At 69.5% G+C, this 12,918-nt stretch carries 10 protein-coding genes; 8 read left to right on the top strand and 2 right to left on the bottom strand.

The features are described 5' to 3' along the window. Window positions 1–13 precede the first annotated feature (13 nt). Together BBH68_RS18960 and BBH68_RS18965 are read right to left on the bottom strand one after the other, a co-directional pair. The gene (locus BBH68_RS18960) at window positions 14–859 is read right to left on the bottom strand and encodes a hypothetical protein (RefSeq protein WP_065964023.1); all 846 of its coding nucleotides are present in this window, start codon (window positions 857–859) and stop codon (window positions 14–16) included. Window positions 860–990: 131 nt separating this feature from the next. Beyond that, window positions 991–1,275, bottom strand: a complete 285-nt coding sequence (locus tag BBH68_RS18965) for a hypothetical protein (protein ID WP_065964025.1) — start codon at window positions 1,273–1,275, stop codon at window positions 991–993. A gap of 323 nt (window positions 1,276–1,598) precedes the next feature. On the opposite strand from BBH68_RS18965, the gene BBH68_RS18970 reads away from it, so the two are divergent. The 8 genes from BBH68_RS18970 to BBH68_RS19005 all read left to right on the top strand — a co-directional run bounded on the left by BBH68_RS18970 (window position 1,599) and on the right by BBH68_RS19005 (window position 12,881). After that, the gene (locus BBH68_RS18970; protein ID WP_065964026.1) at window positions 1,599–3,656 is read left to right on the top strand and encodes an ABC transporter family substrate-binding protein; all 2,058 of its coding nucleotides are present in this window, start codon (window positions 1,599–1,601) and stop codon (window positions 3,654–3,656) included. 93 nt (window positions 3,657–3,749) lie between these two features. Further along, window positions 3,750–4,400: a major capsid protein gene (locus BBH68_RS18975; protein WP_065964028.1), complete on the top strand. Its 651-nt coding sequence runs from the start codon at window positions 3,750–3,752 to the stop codon at window positions 4,398–4,400. Between the two features lie 147 nt (window positions 4,401–4,547). Then, window positions 4,548–6,443 carry a translational GTPase TypA gene (gene typA, locus BBH68_RS18980; RefSeq protein WP_065964029.1) on the top strand — a complete coding sequence of 632 codons (1,896 nt, stop codon included), beginning with the start codon at window positions 4,548–4,550 and terminating at the stop codon, window positions 6,441–6,443. Window positions 6,444–6,973: 530 nt separating this feature from the next. Beyond that, a complete protein-coding gene (locus BBH68_RS18985) occupies window positions 6,974–8,620 on the top strand; it encodes a peptide ABC transporter substrate-binding protein (RefSeq protein ID WP_065964030.1) in 1,647 nt (548 codons plus the stop codon). A 153-nt stretch (window positions 8,621–8,773) separates the two neighbouring features. Continuing rightward, window positions 8,774–9,700, top strand: coding sequence for an ABC transporter permease (locus tag BBH68_RS18990; protein WP_065964032.1), 927 nt, complete (start codon window positions 8,774–8,776; stop codon window positions 9,698–9,700). Further along, a complete protein-coding gene (locus tag BBH68_RS18995; RefSeq protein WP_065964034.1) occupies window positions 9,693–10,658 on the top strand; it encodes an ABC transporter permease in 966 nt (321 codons plus the stop codon). The genes BBH68_RS18990 and BBH68_RS18995 overlap by 8 nt, the downstream gene beginning before the upstream one ends. A gap of 11 nt (window positions 10,659–10,669) precedes the next feature. Further along, entirely contained in the window at window positions 10,670–11,728 is a 1,059-nt protein-coding gene (locus BBH68_RS19000) for an ABC transporter ATP-binding protein (protein ID WP_065964035.1), read from the top strand. Further along, the gene (locus BBH68_RS19005; protein WP_065964037.1) at window positions 11,721–12,881 is read left to right on the top strand and encodes an ABC transporter ATP-binding protein; all 1,161 of its coding nucleotides are present in this window, start codon (window positions 11,721–11,723) and stop codon (window positions 12,879–12,881) included. The genes BBH68_RS19000 and BBH68_RS19005 overlap by 8 nt, the downstream gene beginning before the upstream one ends. Window positions 12,882–12,918: the final 37 nt, after the last annotated feature.

The raw sequence follows: 12,918 nt of genomic DNA on the forward strand, positions 1-12,918 counted from the left end.
TCGAGCACCTCTCCTAGAAAAAGCGCGGATCGTCGAAGGCGCCGCTCGCCACCAGATAGACGTAGAAGTCGGCCAGCGCGACGCTGACCAGCGACGCCCAGGCCAGCGCCATGTGGCGCGCGTTGAGACTGCTCACCCAGCCCCACAGCCGGTAGCGCACCGGGTGCCGGGAGAAGTGCTTGAGCCGGCCGCCGACGATGTGCCGGCAGGAGTGGCAGGAGAGGGTGTACGCCCAGATCAGCACGATGTTGATCAGCAGGACCAGGGTTCCGAGGCCCATGTGGCCCCACCGGCCGCTCTCGTCGCGGAAGCCGAGCACCGTGTCGTAGGTGAGGATCCCGGCGACGATCACCGCGAAGTAGAAGAAGTAGCGGTGGAGGTTCTGCAGGATCAGCGGGAAGCGGGTCTCGCCGGTGTACTTCGCGCGCGGCTCGGGCACCGCGCAGGCCGGGGGTGAGGCCCAGAAGCCCCGGTAGTAGGCCTTGCGGTAGTAGTAGCAGGTCAGCCGGAAGCCCAGCGGGAAGATCAGGATCAGCAGGGCGGGGGACAGGCCCCACCACGCGCCGAAGATCTCCCAGTTCGCGCCGCCCTTCATGGGCACGCAGTTCTGCGCGACGCACGGCGAGTAGAAGGGCGAGACGTACGGCTCGGCGTAGTAGTCGGCCCCCGAGAAGGCCCGCCAGGTCGAGTAGACGACGAACGCGAACAGCCCGGCGGCGGTGGCCGCGGGCGCGAGCCACCAGCGGTCGGTCCGCAGATGGCGGGCGGGGACGGCGGCGCGTGAGGGCGCGTGGACGCCGTGCGCGGCGGGGTCTGGTCCGGAGGTCGTACGGGCCTGGGGGTCGGTGCCTGTGGCCAAGGTGAACTCCGTGGTGGAGTGTGCGGGTGGGGTGGGGGCGGCGCGCGCCGGAAGGGCGCCGGGCGCTCGCGCGCGCCTCAAGGGCGCGTGACGGTCGCGCGCGCCTCGAGAACGCCGGGCGGGCGCGCGCCTCAGGGCGCGTGGCGGTCGCGCGCGCCGAGCCCCTCGTCGTCGACGTCCGACCACAGCGCACTGTTGTACGGGGCGTCGGGGACCAGCACCATCTCGGGGCGGGCCCGCTCGCCGGGGGCCGTCTCGCGCAGCAGGGCGAGGCTCTCGCGCAGGTGGTCCGTGTCGGTACGGACGCGGCGTATCTCCAGGCCGCCGGCGCCGACCGACTGCTCCAGCCGGTGGACGGAGCGGACCAGGTCGTCGAGACAGCGCTGGACGGCCGTCAAGTCGTCGTTCAAGGACATCGCTTGCCCTCACTTCCGCGGTTGCGGTTGGCGACGCTCATGCGACAGCGAGTGTTGCGCGTCACAGTCGCGGTTGGGAAGGGATCTGTCGCGATTCACCGAGCCACCGGCGCGCCCACACCCTCGCGCGCGGGGGTGCGCGCCCCCCGGATTGACCCGGTCGGGTGATCCTTTGCCCTCCATGGCCGTCTCGGCGTGCTGTTTTCTGAACCGTCGCTTTGAGTGAGGAGTATATGCGATGAGCGTCACAATATGCCAAATATGCACAATCCCGGCTCTCCCGGCCCGGCCGGCCGAGCAGGCCCACCCCGGAGGTACGTGCCATGTCCATCGCCAAGCGCCGCCGCGTCGCGCTGCTCGCCACGGGAGTGCTGCTGCCGCTGCCCTGGGTGAGCGGGTGCAGTTCCAGCGGTGACGACAGCTCGCCCGCCGCCGCACGACGGGACGTGGCCGCGGCCGCCCGCGACCGGGTGGCCGACAGGGGGACGCTGCGCTGGGCGCTGGACGCCGCGCCCGGGACGTTCAACGCCTTCCAGACCAACGCCGACAGCGGCACCCAGCGGATCGCGGGCGCCGTCCTGCCGTCGCTGTTCACCCTGGACGGCCGGGGTCGCCCGCAGCGCGACCCCGACTACCTCGAGGCCGCCGACGTGGTGGACCGCGAGCCCAAGCAGGTCGTGCGCTACAAGCTCAACCCGAAGGCGGTGTGGACCGACGGGCGCCCGATCGGCGCCGAGGACTTCACCGCCCAGTGGAAGGCGCTGCGCGGCACGGACGGCGCGTACTGGACCGCGCGCAACGCCGGATACGACCGCATCGCCAAGGTGGAGCCCGGCGACGGGGCGCACGAGGTCGAGGTCACCTTCGCCAAGCCGTACGCGGACTGGCGCTCGCTGTTCACCCCGCTGTACCCGAAGAGCGTGATGGGCGACCCGGCCGCGTTCAACGACGGGCGGCGCAGGGGGCTCGCGGTCGGCGCCGGCCCGTTCATGATGCGCCGCACCACCGGCGGCACCAAGAGCGTCACGCTCGTCCGCAATCCCCGCTGGTGGGGCGACCGGGCCCGGCTCGACAAGCTGGTCTTCAAGGCCGTGCCGGTCAAGCGGAGGGCCGCCGCCCTGCTGGCCGGCAAGCTCGACCTGGCCGAGGTCGACCGGGCGACGGCCGAGCGGATCGAGGCCGCGGGCCGGGCGCCGGGGAAGAAGGGGGCGAAGAAGCAGGCCGCGGCCGAGCCGTCGGCCCGCCACGGGGCGGCCGGGGACCGGTCGGGCCAGGACCGGGCGGCCGGCGACCAGGCAGGCCAGGACCGGGTGGACCAGGAGCAGGTGGCCCAGGGCGGCCGGGACGCGGCCGACGCGATGCGCGCCTGGGCGGAGGCGAACGCCCCCGAGAAGGTGCGGGCCAGGACGGCGGCCCTGCGCAGGTTCACCGTGCGCAAGGCCCTGGAGCCCGCCTACACCCAGCTCGCCCTGAACGGCACCAAGGGCCCGCTCGCCGACGAGCGGGTGCGCCGGGCCGTGGCCCGCGCGATCGACCGCAAGGCCCTCGCCGAGCTGGTGCTGAGGCCCCTGGGCCTGCCCGCGAAGCCGCTCGGCAACCACCTGCTGATGGCCGGCCAGCAGGGCTACAAGGACCACAGCGGCGCCATCGGCGGCAAGGACACCCACGCCGCCCAGGCCCTGCTCGCGGACGCGGGCTGGCGCCCCGGCACCGCCTCGGACCGGGAGAAGGCGCTCGGCGCCGGAACGGACGACGAGGGCCGGGACGGCGGACGTCACGCGAGCCGCCGCGACGCCGGGCAGGGCGACGCGGGCCGCTCGGAGCGGAGCGGGCACGCCGCGGCGGCCGTCGTCCGCAAGCACGGCCGGCCGCTGGAACTGCGCTTCGTGGTGCCGAGCGGCTCCGGCACCGCCCCGCTGGACAAGGTCGGCGGCCGCATCGCGCGGATGCTGGAGGCGGTCGGCGTCCGCACCAAGGTCGTCAAGGTCTCCGGCAGCGGCTACTTCAAGGACCACATCGCCTCCGGCAACTACGACCTTGCCCTCTACTCCTGGCCCGCCAGCGCCTACCCCGCCACCGACGGCCGCCCGATCTACGCCAAGCCACAGCCCGCCGCCGACGGCTCGCTGGTCGTCGAGCAGAACTACACCCGGGTCGGCACGGACCAGATCGACCACCTCTTCGACCAGGCGATCGCCGAGCTGGACGCCGGCTCCTCCCGGGCCCTGGTCGGCCGCGCGGACGCCCGCATCTGGGCGGCGGCCGGGTCCATCCCGCTCTACCAGCGCCCCCAGCTCGTCGCGGCCCGGAAGACGGTGGTCAACGCGGGCGCCTTCGGCTTCGCCACGCCCCGGTACCAGGACATCGGCTTCCGGAAGTGATCCTCAGGACTGCCTCAATTCCCTTGTACGGCAGGGCGGGTTGGTCTGAAGCTTGGCACCTGACCACACACCGCACAGACGGGGGATGGCGACATGAAGCACGGACTGACCACGGCGATCGCGGCCTTGGCGATCGCGGTGGGGGCCACGGGCTGCACGTCCGGCGGTGAGGACGGGGCGCCGCGCAGCGGCACCCAGCGCCTAGCGACCGCCAAGGCGTGCGCCGACGGTACGTACACCTGGCTGAACGTCTCCCGGCGCATGGCGCTGACCGACCTGACGGCCGGGACCCACTACGACAAGGGCGACAAGATCAACACCAAGGGCGTCAAGGAGGTCGCCCGCTACACCCGGTCGGTCAGCACCAGGGGCGCCGCCCTCCCCGAGAAGCGGCTGATCCGCGATCTCGCCCGGCACCTGAAGACGGGGCTCTACGGCGACGGGACCACGATGGCCGACGATCTCCCGCGGACGACCGAGTACGACAAGCAGACGGTCTCCGCGGAGCAGACCGCCGAGGCGTCCGGGCGCTATGTCACGGGTCGCGCGGCGGATCTGGTCGAGGCCGACTACCGCTACGTCTGCGGGGGCCGGACGGTCTCCTCGGGCCACGTCGTGACCTGGGCCCACGTCAATGAGATGATCATCTTCTCGTGTGACGAGAAGCCGGCCAAGAACGCCGACGAGGGCGAGCGCGAGGCCGCCCGCCTGGGTTGCCGCGAGGGCGACCCCGCGCGGAGCTGAGCGCCGGACACCCGGCCCGGCACGGGCGGGGCGGCTGCCGCCGCCTCGCCCACGTACCATGGGGTGAGGCCGTGGCGTGATCTGCCCGGCGGGCGGGCGTGCCGGACCGGGCGCGCCGCCATCCACGAATCCGGGAGAAGCGCCGCAGTGCCCACGCGCCACGACATTCGAAACGTCGCCATCGTCGCCCACGTCGACCACGGCAAGACGACCCTCGTCGATGCCATGCTCAAGCAGGCCGGCGCGTTCGCCGCCCACCAGCAGGTGGACGACCGGGTCATGGACTCCAACGACCTGGAGCGCGAGAAGGGCATCACCATTCTCGCGAAGAACACCGCCGTGAAGTACCACCCGGCGGACGGCGGGGACCCCGTCACCATCAACATCATCGACACGCCCGGCCACGCCGACTTCGGCGGCGAGGTCGAGCGCGGCCTGTCCATGGTGGACGCGGTCGTGCTGCTGGTGGACGCCTCCGAGGGCCCGCTGCCGCAGACCCGCTTCGTGCTGCGCAAGGCGCTGCAGGCCAAGCTGCCGGTCATCCTGTGCATCAACAAGACCGACCGCCCGGACGCCCGGATCGACGAGGTCGTCAACGAGACGTACGACCTCTTCCTCGACCTGGACGCGACCGAGGAGCAGATCGAGTTCCCGATCGTCTACGCCTGCGCCCGCGACGGCATCGCCTCGCTGAACAAGCCGGAGGACGGCACCGTCCCGGCCGACAGCGACAACCTCCAGCCGTTCTTCTCCACCCTCCTGGACACCGTCCCGGCCCCCGAGTACGACGCGAGCGCCCCCCTCCAGGCCCATGTCACCAACCTGGACGCGGACAACTTCCTCGGCCGTATCGCGCTGCTCCGCGTCGAGCAGGGCGAGCTGAAGAAGGGGCAGACCGTCGCCTGGATCAAGCGCGACGGCTCGATCTCCAACGTCCGGATCACCGAGCTGCTGATGACCGAGGCGCTCACCCGCAAGCCCGCCGAGGTGGCCGGGCCCGGCGACATCTGCGCGGTGGCGGGCATCCCGGAGATCATGATCGGCGAGACCCTGGCCGACCCGGAGAACCCGATCGCCCTCCCGCTGATCACCGTCGACGAGCCGGCCATCTCGATGACCATCGGGACCAACACCTCGCCGCTGGTCGGCCGGGGTCCCGGCGGCAAGGGCGCCGACAAGTCGGCCGTGAAGGACCGTAAGGTCACCGCGCGGCTGGTCAAGGACCGCCTGGAGCGCGAGCTGATCGGCAATGTCTCGCTGCGCGTCCTGCCCACCGACCGCCCGGACGCCTGGGAGGTGCAGGGCCGGGGCGAGCTGGCGCTGGCCATCCTGGTGGAGACCATGCGCCGGGAGGGCTTCGAGCTGACCGTCGGCAAGCCGCAGGTGGTCACCCGGGAGATCGACGGCAAGGTCCACGAGCCGATCGAGCGCATCACCATCGACGTGCCCGAGGAGCACATGGGGGCGGTCACCCAGCTCATGGGCACCCGCAAGGGCCGGATGGACAACATGTCCAACCACGGTTCCGGCTGGGTCCGCATGGAGTTCATCGTCCCCTCCCGCGGCCTCATCGGCTTCCGTACGGAGTTCCTGACCCAGACCCGGGGCACCGGCATCGCGCACTCCATCCACGAGGGCCACGAGCCGTGGTTCGGGGAGCTGAAGACCCGTAACAACGGCTCGCTGGTGGCCGACCGCTCGGGTGTGGTGACCGCCTTCGCGATGACCAACCTCCAGGAGCGCGGCACGCTGTTCGTCTCCCCGGGCACCGAGGTGTACGAGGGCATGATCGTCGGGGAGAACTCCCGCTCGGACGACATGGACGTCAACATCACCAAGGAGAAGAAGCTCACCAACATGCGGTCCTCCACGGCCGATGTGACCGAGTCCCTGGTGCCGCCGCGGCTGCTGTCGCTGGAGCAGTCCCTGGAGTTCTGCCGCGACGACGAGTGCGTCGAGGTGACCCCGGAGACGGTCCGCATCCGCAAGGTGGTGCTGGACCAGAAGGAGCGCGCCCGGAGCGCCGCCCGCGCCAAGCGCTGACCCACCCGCCCGCGGGGCGCCGCGCGCGCCCCGCGGGGGCACCGCGCGCCCCGCGCCCGCTGATCCCGGCACACCGGCCGATTACCTTGGGTAATCGGCCGGTGTGCTGTTCGCCACATCCCGTCGGCCCGGATTTCCCGCCCTCAGGCAGGGAGTCCGGGCCACTGCCATGTCAGCTAGATGCCAGTCAAACGCTTATGCGGCGATCAGTGTCCGATTATCGGTGACTGCGCTCCGCATGATGTGTTAACAGTCCGTTTCGCGTGTGTCTGTCTGCGGCAGTTTTGTCCGGATTTCGAAGCTCCGCGCGTAGATCCTGTGACCAAAGCGAGACCCTTAAAGTGTGGTTAACGGGACTGCCGTGCTCAATTATGGGGTCCGTTGAGCTCGGGTCGATGGGTCACGCGCTGTGGGGAGCGCCGGCCTTGCGAGCACACGGGGGGTTCCGGTCCCGTTCGCTGTCAGGGGTGTCAGCGTGTCTCCGGTTGCCCCTTTACGTAGTGACAGTGGACTCCTGAGGAGGCAAACCCATGCGCGGTGCCAAGAGCGCCAAGTGGGTCGCGATGGCGGCGATTGTGGCGCTGGCCGCAACCGCCTGTGGTGGCGACGGCGGCAGTGACAGCGGCAACAACGACATGAACAAGGGCGCGGCGGACCCGAACGGGATCCTGACCGCCCAGCTGAGCGAGCCGCAGAACCCGCTTCAGCCGGCGAACCAGAAGGAGAGCCAGGGCAGCCGCGTCATCCGGCAGGTCTTCTCCCAGCTGGTCGGCTACGAGCCGGGCACCGGCAAGCTCACCTACGTCAACGCCGAGTCCGTCACCCCCAACAAGGACTCCTCGGTCTGGACGGTGAAGCTCAAGCCGGGCTGGACTTTCCACAACGGTGAGAAGGTCACCGCGAAGTCCTACGTGGACGCGTGGAACTGGGCGGCCAACACCAAGAACAACCAGACGAACTCCAGCTGGTTCCAGGACATCAAGGGCTACGAGGACGTCCACCCGGCCAAGGGTGACCCCAAGGCCGACAAGATGTCCGGCCTGAAGGTCGTCAACGACAACGAGTTCAAGATCGAGCTGTCCGGCCCGGTCTCGTACTTCGCCTACAAGCTCGGCTACGACGTCTGGTCCCCGCTGCCCAGCGAGTTCTACAAGGACCCCAAGGCGTTCGGTGACCACCCGATCGGCAACGGCCCCTACAAGTTCATCTCCTGGGACCACAAGAAGCTGATCAAGGTCCGGACGTTCAAGGACTACAAGGGCCCGGACAAGCCGAAGAACGGCGGCATCGACTTCAAGAACTACACCACCGCCGACGCCGCCTACTCGGACCTGCGCTCCAACAACCTCGACTGGATCGAGCAGGTGCCCACCACCGCGCTCACCAACTACAAGAGCGACCTGGGCAAGCGCGCGATCGACCAGGAGTACTCGGCGGTCCAGTCGATCGTCCCGGCCTTCTACACCAAGCAGTTCAAGGACATCGACCCCAAGGTCATCCAGGGTCTGTCGATGGCCATCGACCGTGACACGATCACCAAGACCGTGCTCCACGGCTCGCGCACCCCGGCCGACAGCTATGTCGCCCGCGGCGTGCTCGGCTACAAGGCCGGCGCGCTCAAGGAGCAGGTCACCTACGACCCGAAGAAGGCCAAGGCCCTCATCGAGGAGGGTGGCGGCGTCCCGGGCAACAAGATCTCGATCCAGTACAACGCGGACCAGGACCACAAGCCCTGGGTCGACGCGGTCTGCAACAGCATCCGCAAGGCCACCGGCGTGGACTGCGTCGGCGACTCCAAGCCGGACTTCCAGGCCGACCTGAACGCCCGTGACAAGCACCAGGTCAAGTCGATGTACCGCGGTGGCTGGGTGCTGGACTACCCGGTCAACTCGAACTTCATGCGCGACCTGTACGGCACCACGGCCGCCGGTAACACCAGCGGCTACTCCAACAAGGAGTTCGACAAGCTCTCCTCGCAGGCCGACAAGGCCGCCACGCTGGACGAGACGGTCAAGCTGTACCAGCAGGCGGAGCAGGTCCTCGCCAAGGACATGCCGTCGATCCCGCTGTGGTTCTACAAGGTCAACAGCGGTCAGTCCAACAAGATCTACGGGAAGATTCCCTACGGTCAGGACGGCGACCCCATCTTCACCGACATCCAGGTGAAGAAGAAGTAAGCATCGGGACCGCCGGCCGGTGCCGCCGCTGCCCTCACCCCGGGGAGCGGCGGCACCGGCCCGCAGGCGTCAAGGCCCCGTACCCCCGTCCCCCCACCCGGTGGCTGCTGACGAGACGAGGCCTTCGCCGACCCCCAACGGCATGGAGGCATAATGGGGCGCTACGTCATCAGGCGACTGCTCCAGATGATCCCGGTCTTCATCGGGACGACTCTGTTGATTTTCCTCATGGTCCACGTCCTTCCCGGCGACCCGATCAGGGCGATGTGGGGCGACAAGGCGGCGGACCCCGCACAGGTCGAGGCGCTGCGCCATAAGTTCGGCATGGACAAGTCCCTGCCGATGCAATACCTCGACTACATGGGCAACCTGTTCCAGGGAGACTTCGGCGAGACCTTCGGCGGCCGCCAGGTCATCGACGAGATGGGCGAGGCGTTCCCGGTGACGCTCCGCCTCGCCGCGGTGGCCCTCGCCATCGAGATGGTCATCGGCATCGGCCTCGGCGCCTGGGCCGGTCTCAAGGCAGGCAAGGCCGTGGACACCGGTGTCCTGATCTTCACGCTGATCGTCATCTCGATGCCGGTCTTCGTCCTCGGCTACCTCGCCCGGTTCGTCTTCGCCGACGAACTCGGCTGGCTGCCACCCAACGTCCAGGACTCCACCAACCTCGAACAGCTGCTGCTACCGGGCTTCGTGCTCGGCATGCTCTCCATGGCGTACGTGGCCCGGCTGACCCGGACCACCTTCGCGGAGAACCTGCGCGCCGACTACATGCGCACCGCGCTCGCCAAGGGCCTGCCGCGCCGCCGCATCGTCGGCGTCCACCTGCTGCGCAACTCGCTCATCCCGGTGGTGACCTTCCTGGGCACCGACGTGGGCTCCCTGATCGGCGGCGCCGTCGTCACCGAGGGCATCTTCAACATCCAGGGCGTCGGAAACCTGCTCTTCAAGGCGCTCGGACAGCGCGAGGGCACCACGATCGTGGGCACCGTCACGGTCTTCGTCCTCGTCATCCTGCTGATCAACCTGCTGGTCGACCTGCTGTACGCGGTCCTGGACCCGAGGATCCGTTATGCCTGACGTGACCAAGACCAAGACCGACACGGCGGTCGACGCCGTGGCCCCGCCGACCGAGGTGGCGACCGCGCCGGCCGCCGGCCCCGCCCCCAAGGAGAAGTCGCGCTCGCTGTGGGGCGACGCCTGGTACGACCTGCGCCACCGGCCGATGTTCTGGATCGCGGCGGTGCTGCTGGTGCTGCTGCTCGCCATCGCCGCCTTCCCCGGTCTGTTCACCAGCGCCGACCCGCGCGACGGCGACCTGACCAACCACTTCCTGTCCAAGCCGCAGCTGACCCACTTCTTCCAGGCCGACTGGTTCGGCTACGACGTCCAGGGCCGCTCGATCTACGCGCGTGTCGTCTACGGCACCCGCGCCTCGATCCTGGTCGGTGTCGGCACCACCGTCGTGGTCACCCTCGTCGGCGGCACGCTGGGGATGCTGGCCGGCTACTTCGGCGGCTGGATCGACTCGATCATCTCCCGGATCACCGACATCTTCTTCGGCCTGCCGTTCCTGCTCGGCACGATGGTCGTGCTCAACGCCTTCACCGAGCGCAAGGTGTACGTCGTGATCGGCGCCCTGGCGTTCCTCGGCTGGACGACCATCACCCGCGTGATGCGCAGCTCGGTGATCACCGCCAAGCAGGCGGACTACGTGGTGGCGGCGCGCGCCCTCGGCGCCGGTACCCGCCGGATCCTGCTGCGCCATGTGCTGCCGAACGCGCTCGCGCCCACGATCGTCGTGGCGACGATCGCCCTCGGCGCGTACATCTCGGCCGAGGCCACGCTGTCCTACCTGGGCCTGGGCCTCGCCGACCCGACGGTTTCCTGGGGCGTCGACATCTCCTCGGCCAAGGACGCCATCCGTGACAACCCGCATGTGATGCTGTTCCCGGCGGGGATGCTGAGCCTCACCGTCTTCGCCTTCATCATGCTCGGCGACGCGGTGCGCGACGCCCTCGACCCCAAGCTGCGCTGAGGAGGGCGTACGTGACCACTATTGAGAAGACAGCGAGCGCCCCCGCCCGACAGCGCGAGGGCGACGACGGCACCCCGCTGCTGGAAGTCCGTGACCTGCATGTGGAGTTCCACACCCGGGACGGTGTCGCCAAGGCCGTCAACGGCGTCAACTACAGCGTCCACGCGGGCGAGACCCTCGCCGTGCTCGGCGAGTCCGGCTCCGGCAAGTCGGTGACCGCCCAGGCGATCATGGGCATCCTCGACATGCCGCCCGGCAAGATCCCGCAGGGCCAGATCCTGTTCCGCGGCGAGGACATGCTCACCATGTCCAACGAGGAGCGCCGCAAGATCCGCGGCCGGAGGATCGCCATGATCTTCCAGGACGCGCTCTCCTCACTGAACCCGGTGCTCTCCGTCGGCTACCAGCTCGGCGAGATGTTCCGGGTCCACCAGGGCCTGTCCAAGAAGGCGGCCAAGGCCAAGGCCATCGAGCTGATGGACCGCGTCCGCATCCCGGCGGCCAAGGAGCGGGTGGGCGACTACCCGCACCAGTTCTCCGGCGGTATGCGCCAGCGCATCATGATCGCCATGGCGCTGGCGCTGGAGCCGGACCTGATCATCGCCGACGAGCCGACGACCGCGCTGGACGTGACCGTCCAGGCCCAGGTCATGGACCTGCTCGCGGAGCTCCAGCGCGAGTACAACATGGGCCTGATCCTGATCACCCACGACCTGGGCGTCGTCGCCGACGTCGCCGACAAGATCGCGGTGATGTACGCGGGCCGGATCGTCGAGACCGCTCCGGTCCACGAGCTCTACAAGCGCCCGGCCCACCCGTACACCCAGGGCCTGCTGGAGTCGATCCCGCGCCTGGACCGCAAGGGCCAGGAGCTGTACGCGATCAAGGGCCTGCCGCCCAACCTGCTCAAGATCCCCACGGGCTGCGCGTTCAACCCGCGCTGCCCCAAGGCGCAGGACATCTGCCGCACCGATGTTCCGCTGCTGGAGCCGGTCACCGAGCAGGACGGCACCCCGCTGCCGGGCCGCGGCAGCGCGTGCCACTTCTGGAAGGAGACGATCCATGGCTGAGATCAGGAAGACCGACGAGGCCGTGGACGCCACTCCCGCCGACGCCACGCCCAACGTCACCGAGGTCGACGTCGTCGAGGCCGCCACCGAGGAGGCGGCGGTCGCCGCCATCGACGCCCCCGTCGAGCGCGGGGAGCCCATCCTTCAGGTGCGCAACCTGGTCAAGCACTTCCCGCTGACCCAGGGCATCCTCTTCAAGCGGCAGATCGGCGCGGTCAAGGCCGTCGACGGCGTCTCCTTCGACCTCTACCAGGGCGAGACCCTCGGCATCGTCGGCGAGTCCGGCTGTGGCAAGTCCACTGTCGCCAAGCTGCTGATGACCCTGGAGAACGCCACGGCGGGCGAGGTCTTCTACAAGGGCCAGGACATCACCAGGCTGTCGGGGCGGGCCCTGAAGGCCGTCCGGCGCAACATCCAGATGGTGTTCCAGGACCCGTACACCTCGCTGAACCCCCGGATGACGGTCGGTGACATCATCGGCGAGCCCTTCGAGATCCACCCCGAGGTGGCCCCGAAGGGCGACCGGCGCCGCAAGGTGCGGGAACTCCTGGACGTGGTGGGGCTCAACCCGGAGTACATCAACCGCTATCCGCACCAGTTCTCCGGCGGTCAGCGCCAGCGCATCGGCATCGCGCGCGGCCTGGCCCTCAACCCGGAGATCATCATCTGCGACGAGCCGGTCTCGGCGCTGGATGTGTCGGTGCAGGCCCAGGTCATCAACCTGATGGAGAAGCTGCAGGACGAGTTCAACCTCTCCTACCTCTTCATCGCCCATGACCTGTCCATCGTGCGGCACATCTCCGACCGCGTCGGCGTGATGTACCTGGGGAAGATCGCGGAGATCGGCACCGACACCGAGATCTACGACCACCCTACCCACCCGTACACCCAGGCCCTGCTGTCCGCCGTCCCGGTCCCCGACCCGGGCTCCCGGGAGGGCCGGGAGCGCATCATCCTCACGGGCGATGTCCCCTCCCCGGCCAACCCGCCCTCGGGCTGCCGCTTCCGCACCCGCTGCTGGAAGGCCCAGGACAAGTGCGCCAAGGAGGTCCCCCTCCTGGCCATCCCCGAGCGCTTCGCCGGTGCGGACACGCCGGCGGCGCACGAATCGGCGTGCCACTTCGCGGAGGAGAAGGACGTCGTCCACGCGTAGCGTCCGCCACGTGGGCCACGACGAGGGCCGCCCGGGC

Source organism: Streptomyces sparsogenes, from assembly GCF_001704635.1.
In the GTDB taxonomy this organism is placed as follows: Bacteria; Actinomycetota; Actinomycetes; order Streptomycetales; family Streptomycetaceae; genus Streptomyces; species Streptomyces sparsogenes.

What these genes read in the sequence shown, in the direction of transcription:
- BBH68_RS18965 (WP_065964025.1), bottom strand. Translation starts at nt 1,275, where the DNA reads ATGTCCTTGAACGACGACTTGACGGCCGTCCAGCGCTGTCTCGACGAC.
- BBH68_RS18970 (WP_065964026.1), top strand. Translation starts at nt 1,599, where the DNA reads ATGTCCATCGCCAAGCGCCGCCGCGTCGCGCTGCTCGCCACGGGAGTG.
- BBH68_RS18975 (WP_065964028.1), top strand. Translation starts at nt 3,750, where the DNA reads ATGAAGCACGGACTGACCACGGCGATCGCGGCCTTGGCGATCGCGGTG.
- BBH68_RS18985 (WP_065964030.1), top strand. Translation starts at nt 6,974, where the DNA reads ATGCGCGGTGCCAAGAGCGCCAAGTGGGTCGCGATGGCGGCGATTGTG.
- BBH68_RS18990 (WP_065964032.1), top strand. Translation starts at nt 8,774, where the DNA reads ATGGGGCGCTACGTCATCAGGCGACTGCTCCAGATGATCCCGGTCTTC.
- BBH68_RS18995 (WP_065964034.1), top strand. Translation starts at nt 9,693, where the DNA reads ATGCCTGACGTGACCAAGACCAAGACCGACACGGCGGTCGACGCCGTG.
- BBH68_RS19005 (WP_065964037.1), top strand. Translation starts at nt 11,721, where the DNA reads ATGGCTGAGATCAGGAAGACCGACGAGGCCGTGGACGCCACTCCCGCC.